General features: G+C 41.6%; 14 protein-coding genes. 11 read left to right on the forward strand and 3 right to left on the reverse strand.

Features of this window, described 5'->3' with window-relative positions:
• Positions 1 to 720: type I glyceraldehyde-3-phosphate dehydrogenase (locus WBM98_RS00770; RefSeq protein WP_424364101.1), on the forward strand; the 720-nt coding region annotated here is incomplete at its 5' end.
• A gap of 79 nt (positions 721 to 799) precedes the next feature.
• Positions 800 to 1,651 carry an N-acetylglucosamine kinase gene (locus tag WBM98_RS00775; RefSeq protein WP_424364102.1) on the forward strand — a complete coding sequence of 284 codons (852 nt, stop codon included), beginning with the start codon at positions 800 to 802 and terminating at the stop codon, positions 1,649 to 1,651.
• Positions 1,652 to 2,036: 385 nt separating this feature from the next.
• Here WBM98_RS00775 and WBM98_RS00780 read toward each other — a convergent pair whose 3' ends face one another.
• Entirely contained in the window at positions 2,037 to 3,089 is a 1,053-nt protein-coding gene (locus tag WBM98_RS00780; RefSeq protein ID WP_424364103.1) for a class I fructose-bisphosphate aldolase, read from the reverse strand.
• Between the two features lie 170 nt (positions 3,090 to 3,259).
• Between WBM98_RS00780 and WBM98_RS00785 the strand changes: the two genes are divergently transcribed.
• The gene (locus WBM98_RS00785) at positions 3,260 to 4,462 is read left to right on the forward strand and encodes a 6-phosphofructokinase (protein ID WP_424364104.1); all 1,203 of its coding nucleotides are present in this window, start codon (positions 3,260 to 3,262) and stop codon (positions 4,460 to 4,462) included.
• Positions 4,463 to 4,663: 201 nt separating this feature from the next.
• On the opposite strand, the gene WBM98_RS00790 is transcribed toward WBM98_RS00785, so the two are convergent.
• Positions 4,664 to 5,044 carry a RidA family protein gene (locus WBM98_RS00790; protein ID WP_424364105.1) on the reverse strand — a complete coding sequence of 127 codons (381 nt, stop codon included), beginning with the start codon at positions 5,042 to 5,044 and terminating at the stop codon, positions 4,664 to 4,666.
• Between the two features lie 254 nt (positions 5,045 to 5,298).
• Positions 5,299 to 8,010: a putative LPS assembly protein LptD gene (locus tag WBM98_RS00795; protein WP_424364106.1), complete on the reverse strand. Its 2,712-nt coding sequence runs from the start codon at positions 8,008 to 8,010 to the stop codon at positions 5,299 to 5,301.
• Positions 8,011 to 8,142: 132 nt separating this feature from the next.
• Here WBM98_RS00795 and WBM98_RS00800 point away from each other — a divergent pair, with 132 nt between their 5' ends.
• From WBM98_RS00800 to WBM98_RS00835, 8 genes are all read left to right on the forward strand, one after another.
• Positions 8,143 to 9,450: an N-acetylmuramoyl-L-alanine amidase family protein gene (locus WBM98_RS00800; protein WP_424364107.1), complete on the forward strand. Its 1,308-nt coding sequence runs from the start codon at positions 8,143 to 8,145 to the stop codon at positions 9,448 to 9,450.
• Between the two features lie 55 nt (positions 9,451 to 9,505).
• On the forward strand, positions 9,506 to 10,474 hold the full coding sequence (locus WBM98_RS00805; protein WP_424364114.1) for an MlaD family protein: 969 nt from the start codon (positions 9,506 to 9,508) through the stop codon (positions 10,472 to 10,474).
• Positions 10,475 to 11,800 carry a 4Fe-4S dicluster domain-containing protein gene (locus WBM98_RS00810; protein WP_424364108.1) on the forward strand — a complete coding sequence of 442 codons (1,326 nt, stop codon included), beginning with the start codon at positions 10,475 to 10,477 and terminating at the stop codon, positions 11,798 to 11,800.
• Positions 11,801 to 11,819: 19 nt separating this feature from the next.
• On the forward strand, positions 11,820 to 12,611 hold the full coding sequence (locus WBM98_RS00815; RefSeq protein WP_424364109.1) for a (Fe-S)-binding protein: 792 nt from the start codon (positions 11,820 to 11,822) through the stop codon (positions 12,609 to 12,611).
• 36 nt (positions 12,612 to 12,647) lie between these two features.
• A complete protein-coding gene (locus WBM98_RS00820) occupies positions 12,648 to 13,130 on the forward strand; it encodes an ABC transporter ATPase (RefSeq protein ID WP_424364110.1) in 483 nt (160 codons plus the stop codon).
• 107 nt (positions 13,131 to 13,237) lie between these two features.
• Positions 13,238 to 16,150: a glycoside hydrolase family 3 N-terminal domain-containing protein gene (locus WBM98_RS00825; protein WP_424364111.1), complete on the forward strand. Its 2,913-nt coding sequence runs from the start codon at positions 13,238 to 13,240 to the stop codon at positions 16,148 to 16,150.
• 401 nt (positions 16,151 to 16,551) lie between these two features.
• Positions 16,552 to 17,700, forward strand: a complete 1,149-nt coding sequence (gene bshA, locus WBM98_RS00830) for an N-acetyl-alpha-D-glucosaminyl L-malate synthase BshA (protein WP_424364112.1) — start codon at positions 16,552 to 16,554, stop codon at positions 17,698 to 17,700.
• 1 nt (position 17,701) lies between these two features.
• The coding region (locus WBM98_RS00835) for a hypothetical protein (protein WP_424364113.1) at positions 17,702 to 18,089 on the forward strand (388 nt) is incomplete at its 3' end.

Consider the following 18,089-nt stretch of genomic DNA (forward strand, 5'->3'; position numbering starts at 1 on the left):
GCTGAATGTACAGGGATTTTCACTAATTTGGAAAAAGCACAATACCACATCGATGGTGGTGCCAAAAAAGTGGTTATTTCAGCCCCATCACCAGATGCCCCAATGTTTGTTATGGGTGTAAATCATAAAGAGGCCAAAGCTTCTGATACAATTGTCTCCAATGCTTCTTGTACTACAAATTGCTTGGCTCCTATTGCCAAAGTGTTGAATGATAATTTTGGGATTGCAGAAGGATTAATGACCACCGTGCACGCAACAACAGCAACGCAATTGACGGTTGATGGCCCTTCAAAAAAAGATTGGAGAGGTGGCCGTAGTGCACTTCTGAATATTATACCCTCATCAACAGGTGCTGCAAAGGCAGTAGGTAAAGTTATTCCTGAATTGAATGGTAAATTAACAGGAATGGCCCTTAGGGTTCCAACTGCTGACGTTTCCGTTGTAGATTTAACGGTACTATTAGAAAAGGAAACCTCGTATGAGGAAATCAAGAAAGCCATGAAGGCAGCATCGGAAGGTCCTATGAAAGGTGTTTTGGGCTATACGGAAGAAGCAGTGGTTTCACAGGATTTTGTTGGTGACAGTCGCACAAGTATTTTTGATGCGGGCGCTGGGATACAATTAAGCCCTAAGTTTGTGAAAGTTGTCTCTTGGTACGACAATGAAGCAGGATATTCAAATAAAATGATAGACTTGGCGCAATACGTGCATAGTCTTTAAGTCTAAATTATTATCTTCATACAATCCTGAAAATTTGTTGATACCAATGATTTTCAGGATTGTTCTTAAATAGTGACCTATGATATTAATTGTTGATAGTGGTGCTACAAAATCCGATTGGATAGCTCTTGATGAAAAAGGAAACCAATTATTTATGACCCAAACCTTAGGGTTAAGCCCAGAGGTCTTGACGCGTTCGGTGATTGAGGATCGTTTGGCCAATAATTATGAACTTTCAAAAAATAAGGACGATGTAAGTCGATTGTACTTCTATGGGGCAGGTTGTGGTACGGATCGCATGAAAAATTTTCTAAAGGAAATATTCAGTGATTTCTTTCCAAATTCCAAAACTGAAGTTAGGGAGGATACGTATGCCGCAATATATTCAACAACCAAAATAGGGCAACAAGCCATTGTATGTATATTGGGAACCGGTTCCAATTGCTGTTATTATGACGGAAATCAACTTTTTCAAAAAGTAATCTCATTGGGCTATATTCCAATGGATGATGGAAGTGGGAATTTTTTTGGTCGAAAATTGATTAGGGATTATTATTTCCATAAAATGCCACAAGCATTAGGGATGAAATTTGCCAAAGAGTATGATTTGGAAGCCGATGTTATTAAGGAAAACTTGTATAAGCAACCCAATCCTAATACCTATTTGGCCACTTTTGCCAGGTTTATGATCGAAAACAAAGAGCATCCCTACTGTAAAGGGGTTATCGATAAAGGTTTCCAGCAATTCGTGAATAACTATATCATGCAATTTGAACTGGCTACGAAAGTGCCTATCAATTTTGTGGGCAGTATCGCCCATTATTTAAAGGATGAACTTACTACAGTCCTTGAACGAAATGATTTGATAGTTGGTGTTATTCGTCAAAAACCAATTGAAGGACTGATGGAATTTCATAGAGAGACCTTATAGTCACTATTTCACTGCAATCAACGATATTTCGATAGTCCCGAATTTTGTTGGAGATTGATGAATTCAACCATATCTCGTGAGAGAGCAGTTGTAACATCGGAACTGATACCGTAAACCTCAGTTGTTTCTGAAAATCGGTTTATATTGCTGATGAATATCGATATCTCGACCATCTTCTTCAAAGTCATCCCTACTTCAAGGAGGTTGACTTTATGAGTATCTAGAATGGTTTGGCCCTTTTGAAATATCACCTTCCATAAGATTGCCATTTATAAGGCCTCTAGGTGTAATACCCTGTTTAAGAGAGGTTGTGCCTTAGCTGACAAAAACAAAGCCCTGACGGTGGACCGTCAGGGCTTTGTTTTTGGTAATATTTAGATGTAAATCACGCAATAGTGATTTTCTTGTCCAAATAAACGTCTTGAATGGCATTTAAAAGCTCAACACCCTCTTTCATGGGTTTTTGGAAGGCCTTTCGACCGGAGATCATTCCCATACCGCCTGCACGTTTATTGATTACAGCAGTTTTAACGGCCTGAGCCAAATCATTCTGACCTGAAGATCCACCAGAATTAATTAATCCTGCCCTGCCCATAAGGCAATTGATCACTTGATAGCGCGTAAGATCAATTGGATGATCCGAAGTCAATTCTGAATACACTTTGTCATGTGTTTTGGCAAAATTGATAGCTTTGAAACCACCGTTATTTTCAGCCTGTTTTTGTTTTACGATATCCGCTTGAATGGTCGCTGCCAAATGATTGGCCTGCCCTGTAAGATCAGCAGATGCATGATAGTCCTTTCCGTCTTTTTTAAAAGCGGGATTACGCAGGTATGCCCATAAAACGGTTACCATTCCCAATTCATGTGCATATTCGAAAGCCTTGGACACTTCCTCTATCTGTCGGTTGCTCTCTTCCGAACCGTAATAAATAGTAGCCCCGACCGCTATACATCCCATTTGAAAAGCCTGATCGACACTGGCAAACATGATTTGGTCAAATTTGTTAGGATAGGTCAGTAGTTCGTTGTGGTTTAATTTAAGGATAAACGGAATCTTGTGTGCATATTTTCTAGATACAGACCCAAGGACACCAAGAGTGGATGCAACGGCATTACAACCGCCTTCAATAGCAAGTTCAACAATCTTTCCCGGATCAAAATATATTGGGTTTGGCGCGAACGAGGCGCCTGCTGTGTGTTCAATACCTTGATCTACAGGCAGTATAGACACATATCCGGTACCCGCCCCACGTCCATTATTAAACAAGGTTTGCATATTTCTAAGTACGACAGGGTTTCTGTCCGAGGTTGTCATAACACGATCCACGAAATCCGGACCGGGTAGATGTAAATGTTCTTTCTTTACCGTGTTACACTTATGATCTAACAGGTAACTGGCTTCTTTGCCTAAAATTTTCTCAATGTTTAATGACATAATAGTGCTGTTTTAAACTACAATTAAAGATACGGCGATATAGCCATTTTAATGCTCCATTTCTAAGGTTTTTTTTAGGAAATGTTAATAAGATTATCAGCATAATTTAGTACTTTAACATACCTTTTTTTGGTCTTGGTTTTGAATAGGCATTTAAATACATATATATTATGGCACAAGTAAATAAAATCAAAGGAACTATTGGTATTTTGACTGGTGGCGGAGATGTCCCTGGACTCAATCCGGCTATTAGGGCCGTTACATTCAGAGCCATTCGTGAGGGCTACAGGGTAATTGGATTTAGAAGAGGATGGGGAGGTTTAATAGATATTGTTAGAAGCAGTAAACACGACAATAGTAATAACTTCAATGAATTGTCCCAAGTTGTGGTGAACAAAGCGGCAAGAACCGGAGGTACATTCCTGCATACTTCAAGGACTAGGGCAAGTCATGTATCAAAATTGATGGTGCCTGCACATCTAAGGGATTCATATAATAAAGAAATGAATGATCTAACGCCTGAAGTAATCAAAAACCTTGATTGGCTCGGCGTAGACTATTTAATTGCCATTGGGGGTGACGATACCCTTAGTTATGCTGTACATCTTTTTAAACAGGGTGTAAAAGTCATGGCTATTCCCAAAACCATGGATAATGATGTTCCTGGAACGGATTACTGCATTGGATTTAGCACCTGTGTTACCAGAACCATTAGTCATACAAACAGTCTTCGGACTGCAGCGGGCTCACACGAGAGATTTTTGGTAATGGAAGTATTTGGACGTTATGCGGGGTTTACCGCAATGTTACCCACTCTGGCCGGAGCAGCCAATAGATGTCTGATACCCGAGGTACCCTTTGATATTGAACTCCTAACAGAATTACTCACTGAGGACAGGAATAGAAACCCTAGTAATTATTCTATTGTTCTTATATCCGAAGGGGCAACATTCAAAGGGGGTGAAATGAAATATGAAGGGATGGAAAAAGATGCCTTTGGCCATGCCAAACTTGGGGGTATTGGGGATGAAGTCTCACTTGCATTAAAAAAATTATCCCCTAAATATAATAAGGGGAACCGGGTAAATGTGATCAATCAGAAACTCGGATACCTGGTACGCTGCGGAGATCCTGATTTTATTGATTCTATTGTGCCAACGGCCTATGGGAATCTTGCGCTCGATTTAATACTAAAAGGAATATATGGCCGCATGGTAGTCTTAAAAAATGGACGCTATGACCATGTCCCGATAGAAGTTGTCACAGAAACCAAAAAGTTTGTAAATGTAGAGAAGTTCTATAACCGTCCAAAGCTACATCCCTATTATAAAAACTTTGAGATGCTTCCACTGTTCATCATGACCAATGACTGATACCAATTAGTGTTTCAGTGGGAATGCGCTTAAAATGAAGGGATTTTTGGTGCGGACAGTCAAGAAAATCAGGCATAGCCTTACTTCGGCAAGTTCAGGCCGAGAGGTCATGCCTGATTTCCCTTTTTCATTTTAGACAAAACCTATTTCTAGTCCAAGACGAAGTTTTTCTTATTTTGACTACTGACCACTGACCACTGACTAAAGAACAGCGATCATCGATATTTCAACATTCACGAATTTTGGCAGGTTTGCCACTTCCACAGTTTCCCTAGCGGGCGCATTGGCTGGGTCAAAATAACCGCCATAAACCGTATTAATGGCAGAGAATTGGTTCATGTCACTAATGAATATCGACGATTTGACTACATTTTCAAAGGTCATCCCCGCGGCTATTAGAATGGCGCTGAGGTTTTCCATACATTGTTTGGTTTCTTTGGCTATATCGCCCTCTACGAGCTGCCCGGTTACCGGGTCGAGCGGTATTTGACCTGAAATATACAGGGTGTTCCCAGTTAAAATGGCCTGGTTATACGGTCCGATCGGAGCGGGGGCATTTTCAGTATTGATTATGGTCTTCATAGGTGGTTTATAAATAAAGTTTAGAACTAGAGTATACTATTCGTTATTGGCTATTGGCTATTGGGAAAATGACAAGGTACAAAGTAGAAGGTACAAAGTAAGAAGTGTTTAGTAAAAAAGTAAAAAAGGTAAGGTGTATAAGTTTCGTTAATTGTTTTAACTCTTTTACTGACTACTGACTACTGACTACTGACTACTGACTACTGATCACTAACCCCCCATCAACTCTCAACCAACAACATTCAACGCAAGCATTACCTCGATCGTTGGCTTCTATTTTCCCATTTTAAATCACTAAGGATGGAACTCTTGATCCCGATAAAGAAATACCATCTTTTGTAGGTGCCAAAGGGCGTCCAATTGAAACGCATCACAAAACTCTTTAAATCCCGTTCAAAACGTAATTGGGTCAACGTAAATCCTTTGCCTTTGAAATCATAACCGGAAGAGCCGCCAACCTTCCATCTTGGCGATAGTTCAATATCCCCTGTGAACATCAAAGAATGGCTACTGAATTCATTTTGCCGTGCCGCATTCGAGTAAGAGGCAGAATATGCCAATCTCAGATTCCAAGGTATTTTAGTACCGTAAATAGGATTTTCGACATCCTCACCGGCTTTAGGATCTTTCATTGGGTTGTCTTGAAAACTATCGGCCCTTCCAAAGAGGTCGTCCGTTCGGCCTCCACTTTGGGCCACATAATCGAATTGACTTATATCATCTTCCTTGTCTTCGTCCTTATCTTTTTTAAAGGTTTCATTGCTCAAGGAATACCCAACATTCATATTGGCACGCGTCAGTCGAAAAAGGCTTCCCCCATTATTCATGTTCAGGGTGTTTATCCTTCGTCCATTGTTATCAATGGCATAAGGATCGAGTCCTGCTGAGAAATTCACCGACATCTTGTTGTTCAAAAGCGTTGTCCCACCATTTACGCTAAGCGGGCTTAATTTCAAGGAGTCCGATTCAAAATTATACCCTGTTGAAATATTGAAGTTGCTTAAGATAGGCACCTTCTTTGGTTCGGTGGCTGTTGAGTCCTTGTCCCTTACCTTCGCTTCCAGGGTATTGGCCAAAGAGAAGCTAAGACTGTTCGATTTGCCTAGGCTGGGGGAACCATACAATGTTCCTTGAAATCTGGTATACTGCACCGAGTTGTCCGTAATGGGATTGGCATCGATATCATATTCATCATAGAATTGTTCAAAGGAGGGCGCATAGCCATAACTCACAGAGGGACGCATAACATGGCGAATGGCCTGTATTTTTTTATCTTCCCCAAAATTGAATGTGCCATATAATGTGGTTCCTATGCTGGCATTGAAATTATATTTATTGAAACGGTCAAAGCCGCTAATGGTATCGGTAACCACCTTAGCCTGCTCCGTATCATAGCTTTTGTTATAAGTTTGCATGGTCCACACATCCTCATAACTACCTCCGACACTGACACTGAAAAATTTCGCAATCTTGAAATTGGTGGTGATAGGTAATTGATGTTTTGCGCCGACCCTGGCACCATCGAACATTTCAGCCTTTAAAAAATCATCATCTGTGGTCGATATTCTGTTCGCGGCACTTAAATTGTACTGAAAATTGATATTTTGAATGATCCCTTTTTTAATCCCGTCCCTTTTGGCGAACGGGTAAACGCGTTCCATACTCGCTTGTAAGGTCGGAAGGCTCAATTCAATTATTTTGGTATTGGTGTTCTGGCTATGTGTGGCCGTTAAGCTCATATTCACCGATGGATAGGCCGGAAAGGTCTTTGAATAGGAAATAGACGAAGACAAGGTGTTGTTTTGGGTGTTGGGCAAATTTCGTTGTTGTAACGAATTACGATAATATTCGCTACTACCCATGTTCACCGATGCCGAAAACCTGGAATTTGGGCTTGCCTTGGTATCTTGGGAATGTGACATTTGAATGTTCCAGTTTTTGGTAAGGCTATAATCGCTGAACCCTTTTTGACTCGTCACTAAATTCTCGAACCTAAAGTTGATGTTTCCGCTATATTTATAGCGTTTGGTATATACCGATTGGGTTTTGAAACCCCAACTGCCATTGGTATAAAAATCCCCTGTAACCAAAACATCGGCATAATCTCCCAAGGGCACATAATACCCTATATCCTGAAGAAAATACCCCCGATCGGCCTGGTTTCCGAAGGTCGGCATCATGATTCCGGCAGACCTGCCTACGGTGAGCGGAAAGTAAGCAAAGGGCAAGGCAATGGGAGTAGGCACATCGGCTATATATAAGTTGCTGTACCCAGCGATCACCTTCTTTTTGGGCACGAACTTCGCCTTGCGTATCCGTATATAATAATCGGGATTTATGGTGTCGGTCGATGTGGTAATCCTGCCTTCCTTTAAAAAATAGACCGAATCGTTTTCTTTTTTGGTAATATCCGCATAAACTTTCATGGCATCGCTCCCCAATTGGCCCAAACCTGCCTGTTGTTCCGTCCTTGAATTCCAAATGATGGCTTTTTGGGTATCGAAATTAAAGCGGATCGAGTCGGGAATCACCTCATTCTGTCCTTGCTTGAAATAGGGAAGCTGGGAATAATTGCCCAAGGAATCCTTTATACGACCGGCATATACCTCGTTTTTCACATAATCCATTATGATGATACCCGCCTTAAGCTCTGTATCTTGATATTGGATTTCAGCTTCGTTGTAGAGATATATCTTTTGGTCCTTTTGACTCAGTTTTACATAATCCTTGGCCTTGTACTTGATAATATCCAGTAATAAGGGTGGTTTCGTTTGAACCGTATCCACTTTTAATGAGTCATTAACGAACTCTTTATTGAATTCCGCTGTTGAAAGTAGGGGTGCCACGATGGTATCTTCCACAGCCTTTATAGGCAAGGGCACGACTTTATCCTCCTGAGCGCGAGTAGAAATGCCACCAATTATAAGTAGGAATAGGAAAAGTAAATAGTGTTTATTTGATTGCAAGGCTATATATCCTATTTTTGTAAAGGTTTGGCTTGACTTTAAAGAAGTCAAACTTACATATATTTTTTGTTCCCCTAATAGGGTATTACAATAAATTTAACCAATTAAAGATCCTCAAATCTCCATATGAATATGAATATGAAACGTTTTTTTCTTACCGCCTTAATTCTTATGTCCTTACTACTTTCATCATTTATCAAGGACAATGGCCCTCGTAGGAATGATAGGAAGTTCATTGTCGTATTGGATGCTGGTCATGGGGGTCACGATCCGGGTAATTTAGGGAATGGGTACCTTGAAAAGAACATAGCACTCAACATTGTACTCAATGTTGGGAGAATCTTGGAGGCCAATCCTGATATAAACGTCATTTATACGCGAAAGGACGACTCTTTTGTTGACTTATATGTTCGTGGTGAAATCGCCAATAAGGCCAATGCGGACCTATTTGTTTCGGTGCATTGTGATTCGCATTCCTCCGATGCCCATGGTGCAGGAACCTTTGTTCTGGGATTACATGCAAACAAACAGAACTTTGAAATCGCAAAGAAAGAAAATTCAGTAATTTATCTCGAGGATAATTATGAGGATAGATATGCGGACTATGATATAAACTCCCCAGAATCGATTATAGGGCTGACCATTATGCAAGAGGAATTCTTGGACCAAAGTATTGCCTTGGCAAAAATGATACAGGATAATTTTTCTGGAAAATTGAATCGCATCAACCGCAAAGTTAAACAAGCTGGTTTTATCGTATTGCACCAGACCTTCATGCCCAGTGTCTTGGTTGAAACCGGTTTTCTTACGAATAAGGATGAAGGGGCCTATTTGAATTCAAAAAAGGGTCAGACCGAAATAGGTAAGGCCATAGCAGAAGCCATTCTTTATTATAAAAACAGTGTCAATACCGCTAAAACAGACCAACCGAGTGAGATTGTTGAGAAGGAGCTACCTAATAAAGAAGAGGTCGCAGAAACACCAAAAACCGAAACTGCGGTAACCGTCATCACACCTCCTAAGAAAGAAGATATGCCCGAATCCAAAGCAGTAGCGGTAGAGGGGGATTCCGAAAAAAAGGCGATTGAGGCCCCAAAAACCGCTGCCGGGAATGTCGAGGTGGAAAAAGAGACCGTGGTTGAAGTCGCAAAACCAGAACCTGCTGCCGTGCGGCCTAAGGTGACCTTCAAGGTTCAAATTATGGCAACGGCCAAGGATTTGGAATTAATTCCCCAAAATTTCAAAGGCTTGGGTAGAATATCACGAGAACCCTATCAAAACCTTTTTCGATATATGTATGGGATGACCTCTTCATATAACGAGGCAAAAATGCTAAAAGCGAATGCTGATGTAAAGGGGTTCTCCGGTGCTTATATTGTGGCTTATAAGGAAGGTGAAAGAATACCGGTAACAGAGGCCCTGAAATACGTTTCGGAATAACATCAGCAGTCTTAATTTTATTTCTAATTTTGTTCATAACGATAAAGCAATGAATTTGAAACTATCCAGGGAAATTAAAACGGGATTAATCGTAGTTGGGGGTATCCTACTTTTTATTTTAGGTTTCAGCTATTTAAAATCAACACCTTTATTCGATAATAGCAAAACGTTCTATGCGATCTATTCACATGTGGGTGGACTTCAGCCAGGGACCCAGGTTTCTATCAATGGGTATAATGTAGGTATCGTCAATGATATAAAGTTCAAAGATGAAACGGGTAACCTCTTGGTGACCTTTTCCGTGAACAATGAATTCAACTTCTCAAAGAACAGTATGGCAGAATTGTATGACACGGGGATTATCGGTGGCAAAGGCATACAGATACGGCCGGTATTCGACGGAGCCCCCAATGCACAATCAGGAGATACGCTTACCTCGTCGACACGGCCTGGACTGACCGAATTGGTGCAACAGAAACTTACACCCTTACAACAAAAGATCGAGGGCGCCTTTACCAATGCGGATAGTATATTGATCAGTGTTAACGAGGTGTTGGATGTAAAGACGAAAAATGAACTAAGGCAATCCATCGCGGGCCTCAATGACCTCATGAAAAGCTTAGGGGGAAGTGCGGAAATCCTTAATAAACTGTTGCAGAAAAACCAAGGTAAATTAGACAGTTCATTGACCAATTTCAATGCGCTATCCTCGAATTTTGCAAAACTATCCGATTCTTTGAATAACGCCGGACTAGGCCGTACATTGGCCAGTTTGGAATCGACCGTCTCTAATTTGGATAAGATACTGGGCAAGATAGAACAGGGTGATGGTACCATGGGGAAACTTATGAAAGACGAGGAGTTATACACGAATTTAACGAATGCCTCTAAGGAATTGGACCTGTTGTTACAGGATTTTCGTTTGAACCCTAAAAGATATGTCAATGTTTCGGTTTTTGGAAAAAAGCAAACGGAATATGCCCTTCCTGAAAATGATCCTGCCGAAGAAATAGAACAACCCTAAATGGAATATCTTCCCAACATACTATTTGCCCTGATCCTACTTGTAGGTATCATTTTTTTTGCCCGCAACGTAAAAAAATTAGTTAGGAATATTAACTTGGGCAAGTCGGTTGATGTCAATGATAATAAGCCGCAACGTTGGAAGAATATGGCCAAGATCGCTCTGGGCCAATCAAAAATGGTCGTAAGACCCATCGCAGGTATATTGCATATTCTGGTCTATGTCGGTTTTATAATCATAAATATTGAAGTCCTTGAAATAATTTTGGATGGACTTTTAGGAACGCATAGGATATTTGCAGGGCTAGGCGTGGTATATGATGTTTTGATCGCCTCGTTTGAAATTTTGGCATTTTTGGTCATCGTGGCCGTGATTGTTTTTTGGATTCGCAGGAACGTCATACGGCTTCAGCGTTTTATGAAACCGGAAATGAAAGGATGGCCCAAAAATGACGGTAACATGATTTTATATATCGAATTGGTATTAATGTTCCTGTTTTTGACCATGAACGCCGCAGATTTCAAGTTGCAACAACTTGGGGCTGTGCACTATACCGAGGCGGGTTCCTTCCCAATAAGCCAATTTATTGTACCCCTTTTTGATGGAATGGCAGCCCAAACCGTTGTTTTTATCGAGCGTAGTGCGTGGTGGTTGCATATTGTTGGCATCCTTTTCTTTTTGAATTACCTCTACTATTCCAAACATTTACATATTCTGTTGGCGTTTCCTAACACCTATTATGGAAATTTGGAACCAAAGGGTAAATTCAAGAATCTGGATTCGGTTACCAAGGAAGTGCGATTGATGATGGATCCCGATGCAGATCCATATGCTGCACCGGCGGAAGGTGTGGCGGAACCTGAAAAGTTCGGGGCATCCGATGTAACGGATCTTAGTTGGGTACAATTGCTAAACGCCTACACCTGTACCGAATGTGGTCGGTGTACGAGTGAATGCCCAGCGAATCTTACCGGCAAGAAGCTTTCTCCCCGTAAGATCATGATGGACACCCGGGATAGGTTGGAAGAGGTCGGAAAGAATTTGGATGCCAACCAGGGTAAATTTGTCGATGATGGCAAACAATTATTGGATGATTATATCACCAGGGAAGAACTATGGGCCTGTACGTCATGCAATGCCTGTACGGAAGCCTGTCCCGTAAGTATCGACCCCTTGTCGATAATTATGGATATGAGGCAATACCTTGTGATGGAACAATCAGCCGCACCAGCTGATTTGAACAATATGATGGGCAATATAGAGAATAATGGAGCACCTTGGCCCTTTAATCAGATGGATAGATTGAATTGGAAAGATGAATCCTAGGAAAAAATGAATCCTGAGTATGGGAAGTGAAATAAAAGTACCGACAATGGCCGAACTTTTTGCCGCCGGCAAGCAACCTGAAGTTTTATTTTGGGTGGGCTGTGCAGGCAGTTTTGATGACCGGGCAAAGAAAATAACGAAGGCATTTGTGAAGATTCTCAATAAGGCCGAAGTTTCTTTTGCCGTATTGGGGACCGAGGAAAGTTGTACCGGAGACCCCGCCAAAAGGGCTGGGAATGAATTTTTGTTTCAGATGCAGGCCGTTACCAATATAGAGGTGATGAACGGCTATGGGGTGAAGAAAGTGGTTACTGCTTGCCCGCATTGCTTCAATACCCTAAAGAATGAATATCCAGGATTGGGAGGTACGTATGAAGTGCTGCACCACACCCAATTTTTAAAGCAATTGTTGGATGAAGGCCGTATTAAAATGGAAGGGGGATCCTTCAAAGGAAAAAGGATCACTTTTCATGACCCCTGTTATTTGGGCAGGGCGAACAATGTCTATGAAACCCCAAGGGAGCTGATCAGAAAGTTGGATGCCGAGTTGGTTGAAATGAAAAACTGTAAAAGCCATGGACTTTGTTGTGGTGCCGGGGGAGCCCAAATGTTCAAGGAAGCTGAGAAAGGGGATAAGGACATAAACGTTGAGCGTACCGAACAGGCCTTGGAAACCAAACCGGAGATTATTGCCGCTGCCTGTCCTTTCTGTAATACGATGATGACCGATGGGGTCAAAAGCAAGGAAAAAGAAGATAAAATCGTGGTTATGGATATAGCCGAACTGATTGCCCAAGCAGAGGATTTATAAATTGACTATGAACCATATCACCCAAAATCATTTTTTATGTTAACAGCATTCGATGCTTTGCCTGATTCATCCAAAATTTGGATCTACCAAGCCAATCGCAGTTTTACACAGCAGGAAATAGCGGAAATAAGGCAGGAGTTTGATGCATTTATTGAGGAATGGACCACCCATGGAAGCGATTTAAAAGCCGGTTACGAAATACGTTACCATCGATTTATTATCCTTGCTTTGGACCAAACGGAAACTTCGGCCTCGGGTTGCTCCATTGACGCATCGGTGCATTTTATCCAACAATTGGAAAAGAAGTATGATGTTGCGCTTTTAGACAAGATGAATGTCTCCTACAAACAAGGAGAATTCATAGCCTACAAACCGTTGAATGAATTCAAGAAAATGGCAAAGCAAAAGGCTGTTTCAAAAAATACCATCGTCTTTAATAATTTAGTGACCAACAAAGGGGAATTTTTGGAACATTGGGAGGTCCCTGCTTCCGAAAGCTGGCATAGCCGATTTATGTAATATGTATTTGGAATTGTATTTGTAAGTTCCAATTCCGAAAAGGAATGGGATTCGATGAAATGCAATATTCTTTTTGCTTTTAAGTTATCTCCTTAGACTTGTCGAATATGCGATTATGTAGCATTTTTTCATTTTTCTTACTATCTATTGTCTGGGCACATGCGCAGAACAATCCATTGGTGGTCAAGGACAGTTTGGGGCAGCAAAAGTGGGTTGATGCCACTTATGAGGCCATGACCCTCGATGAGAAATTGGGGCAACTATTTATGGTGGGTGTGGGATCTGGCCAAGACAGGGCAAGTATTGTTAAAATGAAATCGTTGATACGGGATCACCATATCGGAGGTGTTATTTTCTCGACCGGTGGTCCGGTCAGGCAAGCTAAGCTGACCAATTCATTGCAGTTCGAATCAAAGATACCTATGTTGGTAGGGATGGATGCAGAGTGGGGGTTGGCCATGCGATTGGATTCTACGTATGCCTTTCCTTGGAATATGACCTTAGGGGCTATAACGGATAATGCAGTCGTTGAAAAGGTAGGGCAACGAATTGGGCTGCATGCCAAAAGATTGGGGGTGCATATAAATTTCGCACCAGATATCGATATCAATACCAATCCACTAAATCCGATCATCGGAAATCGCTCCTTCGGTGAAGATCGCGATAATGTGGCCAATAAGGGAATTGCCTTCATGAAGGGCATGGAAGGCGCAGGGGTCCTTTCTAGTGGCAAACATTTCCCGGGCCATGGTGATACGGCGACAGACTCCCATTATGCTTTACCTTTAATAGATTTCCCAAAACAACGCTTGGATAGTCTTGAGCTATATCCGTTTCGAAAATTGATAAACGAAGGATTGAGCAGTGTCATGGTTGCGCATTTGAACGTTCCGAGTTTGGAAATCAAGGAAGATTTGCCATCCTCCCTTTCCGAACAGATCATCTCTGGGATCCTGAAGGAAGAAATGGGGTTCAATGGGTTGGTGTTCACCGATGCCTTGAATATGAAAGGGGTGGCCGATCACGGAAAGAACGGCGATGTTGAATTGGCAGCATTTCTGGCAGGTAATGATATTTTGTTGATGCCTACCGAGGTTGCCAAGGCAAAAGAAAAGCTATTGAAGGCTTATGAAAAAGGCAGGATAACGGAAGAACGATTGGCAAATTCGGTCAAGAAAATCTTACAGGCCAAGTACAAGGTAGGACTAAACCAATATAAACCAGTTCAAATCGATGGCTTATATGACGACCTAAATGACCTACAAAGCGATTTGGTGTATGAAGAGGCCATTGAAAACGCCATAACCGTCGTAAAGAACAAGTTCTATCTTTTAGGCATTAAAAAGCTGGAAAACAAGAAGATAGCCTATGTTAAGTTCGGGGATGCCGATAACAAACCCTTCGTCGATGAATTGAACAAGTATGCCCAGGTCACCCAAGTGAACGGTAAGGACCTAGCAACTTTAAAAGAAAAACTAAAGGCCTACAATCTTATAATCATCGGCCACCATAAGAGTAATGAAAGTCCATGGAAGGCCTATAAATTGAACGATCAAGAGCTTGAATGGTTGCAAGGGATCGCTGATGAAAGAGGGTCGAACCTTGTGCTTGCGGTTTTTACCAAGCCCTATGCCCTTATGGAGGTAAGTTCTTTTAAGAATATAGATGGTGTAGTGGTCGCCTATCAGAACAGTGCGCTTGCCCAGCAAAAAACCGCCCAGCTTATTTTTGGGGCGATAGCTGCTAAAGGAGTGTTACCAGTGTCCGCCCATGCTGATTTTCCGGTGAATACCAATGTACAGCTTAGTTCCTTACATCGACTGGGGTATAGTTTTCCAGAACGTGTCGGCCTGAGTTCCGAAAAATTGCACGAAGTTGATGAATTGGTTCAGAATGGCTTGGATTCCCTGATGTTTCCTGGTGCACAAGTGCTTGTAGCCCGCAAGGGAAAAGTCGTCTATAACAAGGGGTTCGGACACTCAACCTATCAATCGAAAACAGAAATCAATACGGAGGATATATATGACTTAGCATCCTTGACCAAGATTTTGGCAACCTTACCCATACTGATGAAGATGGAGGAAACGGGGAAAATCGCCCTGAACGATACGTTTCAGGATTTGATACCTGAATATTCGAAAACTGCTCTTAGGAACGTTTCGGTTTTAAAGGCTTTGTCACATTATGGGCGCCTCCCGGCCTGGATCGCTTTTTATGTAAATACGTTGGATGAAAAAAGAAAACCTTCTTCCGAGTTTTATAGAAATAAGCAAATGGATGGCTTCTCAATCAAGGTCACGGATAACCTCTATTTAACCGATGCCTTTAAAGATTCCATCTATGATCGCATAGGGCGCCAAGACCTTAAATCGAACCGATATCGGTATAGCGATGTTGCTTATTACGTGATGAAGAAGTATATAGAAAAGACCTATGACAAGTCATTGGACAAGTTGGCTGATGAATTTCTATACCAACCCCTTGGCGCAAATAATACAAGTTATAATCCGCTGGAAAAATTTCCTAAAAATAAGATTGTGCCCTCCGAGGAAGACAAATACTTCCGCTATCAAACCGTGCAGGGGTATGTACACGATATGGGGGCGGCGATGCAAGGCGGGGTAGGAGGGCATGCGGGTCTGTTTAGCAACGCCAATGATGTGGCCAAGATTATGCAGATGTACTTGCAAGGCGGAGAATATGGGGGCACACGGTTTTTGGAATCCAGGACCATCAAGAAATTCAATACCTGTTACTTTTGTGATAAGAATGTCAGAAGGGGTGTGGGGTTTGATAAACCTCAATTAAAGGATAAAGGACCCACCTGCGGATGTGTTTCACGCAAGAGCTTTGGACATAGTGGTTTTACAGGTACGTATACCTGGGCCGATCCCGATGAGGAGTTGGTCTATGTGTTTTTATCGAATAGGACCTATCCCTCATCATCGAACACCCTTTTGGTTAAATCCGCACTACGTACGAGAATCCAACAAGCCATTTACGACGCTATTATTAATTAACCTGAGTTCGGTCAATATTGTTTATTATTAATAGCTAATTATAGGATAAAAGCCCAATTATGCTAATCCTGCAAGGTCTATTTTCGACCTTGCAGGTATGGTTTATTATAGGACAAAAGCCCAATTATACTAATCCTGCAAGGTCTATTTTTGACCTTATAGGTATGATTTGAAAAGACCTACAAGGTGTTCAAAACCTTGCAGGTCAAAAGTAGGGTGTTGACAAACAGTTTTTAACAATCGAACTCAGGTAATTTAGATTTTCATCCCCGATTGGTTTTTTACGCTGTTTACCTTGAAATTACAATGTTCTCTTCAGATAAAATTGCCAACTTCTTAAACTTTTTGTAAATAAAAGGTTGGTATATCGACATACCATACGATTTGACTAAATTTGGACAATGAAGATAGCGATTGTTTGTTACCCAACGTTTGGCGGAAGTGGCGTTGTAGCCACCGAATTAGGTATAGCTTTGGCCGATAGGGGTCATGAAGTCCATTTTGTAACGTATCGCCAGCCGGTACGATTAGAGCTATTAAGCCACCGAATACACTTTCATGAGGTTCATGTACCGGAATATCCCTTATTTCATTATCAGCCTTATGAATTGGCCTTATCGAGTAAATTGGTAGATACCGTTAAACTATACGGTATAGATTTGTTGCACGTGCATTATGCGATTCCCCATGCGTATGCAGGGTATATGGCCAAGAAAATGTTGGAGGAAGAAGGCATATACCTGCCTATGATTACGACGTTGCACGGTACGGACATAACATTGGTAGGCAAGCATCCGTTCTATAAGACGGCCGTTAATTTCAGCATCAACCAATCCGATGTGGTCACTGCGGTTTCTGAGGATTTAAAACAACGCACCCTTGAGATCTTTGATATCAAAAAGAAGATTGAGGTAGTTCCCAATTTCATCGATATAAACAAATACCAAAAAGGTTCCTATACCGATTGTCAACGATCTATGATGGCGAAGGAAGATGAGCGGATCATCACCCATATCAGTAATTTCAGGGCGGTAAAGCATATTCCGGATGTTATCAACATCTTCTATAAGATACAGCAGGAGATCCCGGCAAAATTGGTCATGGTGGGTGAGGGGCCGGAAAAGGAAAATGCCGAGTTCCTATGCGAACAGTTAGGCATTATGAATAAGGTACATTTTTTGGGTAATAGCAATGAAATAGATAGGATTCTATGTTTTTCGGACCTATTTCTACTGCCTTCCAAATCAGAAAGTTTTGGTTTGGCGGCCCTCGAGGCGATGATCAATAGGGTGCCTGTCATCTCAAGCAATGCGGGAGGCATACCTGAGGTCAACATACATGGGGTCACCGGATTTTTAAGCGATGTACATAATGTGGATGAGATGGCGAGCAATGCCTTAAAGATTTTAAAAGACGATGAGACGTTGGAACGATTCAAGGATAATGCGGCAAAAGTGGCTGCAAAGTTCGATATCCTGAATGTACTGCCGTTATATGAGGCGATCTACGAAAAGGCGTATAATACCCGATTGAAGGAGACATTAAATTAGGATGAGATATTTATGGGTAATCGTTTTCGCAGTTATTTTATCCTGTAATGGGCAGAAAAAGGCCGCTATGGAAAAAGGTGAAGGATCGAACAATGCTATTGCATCGCCCACGTTGGTCTTACAAGATAACTACAGTGGTGGTCTAGCTGCGGATACTTTGATCATAAAAGATAGGAAATCCCTTCAAAAATTCTTTTCAAAAGTAAATAGGACGCGTAAACCGGGGCTACCGCTCCCAGTGGTAGATTTCACCAAAGAGATGATACTCATTTATTGTAGTGGGGAGCAACCCCTGGGGAATCAAGTCTCACTTTCGTTGGTCGAAGAAAATGACCAAGAGCTGATACTGAAAACAACAACGGTGGCAACAACGAAAGAGAAGAGCGCTA

Origin of the sequence: Maribacter sp. (assembly GCF_049667165.1) — a bacterium.
Classification (GTDB): Bacteria; Bacteroidota; Bacteroidia; order Flavobacteriales; family Flavobacteriaceae; genus Maribacter_A.

Bases quoted from the DNA above. Each gene is read 5' to 3' on its own strand.
- WBM98_RS00825 (WP_424364111.1), top strand. From the start codon at position 13,238: ATGCGATTATGTAGCATTTTTTCATTTTTCTTACTATCTATTGTCTGG.
- WBM98_RS00790 (WP_424364105.1), bottom strand. From the start codon at position 5,044: ATGAAGACCATAATCAATACTGAAAATGCCCCCGCTCCGATCGGACCG.
- WBM98_RS00775 (WP_424364102.1), top strand. From the start codon at position 800: ATGATATTAATTGTTGATAGTGGTGCTACAAAATCCGATTGGATAGCT.
- WBM98_RS00780 (WP_424364103.1), bottom strand. From the start codon at position 3,089: ATGTCATTAAACATTGAGAAAATTTTAGGCAAAGAAGCCAGTTACCTG.
- WBM98_RS00810 (WP_424364108.1), top strand. From the start codon at position 10,475: ATGGAATATCTTCCCAACATACTATTTGCCCTGATCCTACTTGTAGGT.
- WBM98_RS00820 (WP_424364110.1), top strand. From the start codon at position 12,648: ATGTTAACAGCATTCGATGCTTTGCCTGATTCATCCAAAATTTGGATC.
- WBM98_RS00800 (WP_424364107.1), top strand. From the start codon at position 8,143: ATGAATATGAAACGTTTTTTTCTTACCGCCTTAATTCTTATGTCCTTA.
- WBM98_RS00785 (WP_424364104.1), top strand. From the start codon at position 3,260: ATGGCACAAGTAAATAAAATCAAAGGAACTATTGGTATTTTGACTGGT.
- bshA (WP_424364112.1), top strand. From the start codon at position 16,552: ATGAAGATAGCGATTGTTTGTTACCCAACGTTTGGCGGAAGTGGCGTT.
- WBM98_RS00815 (WP_424364109.1), top strand. From the start codon at position 11,820: ATGGGAAGTGAAATAAAAGTACCGACAATGGCCGAACTTTTTGCCGCC.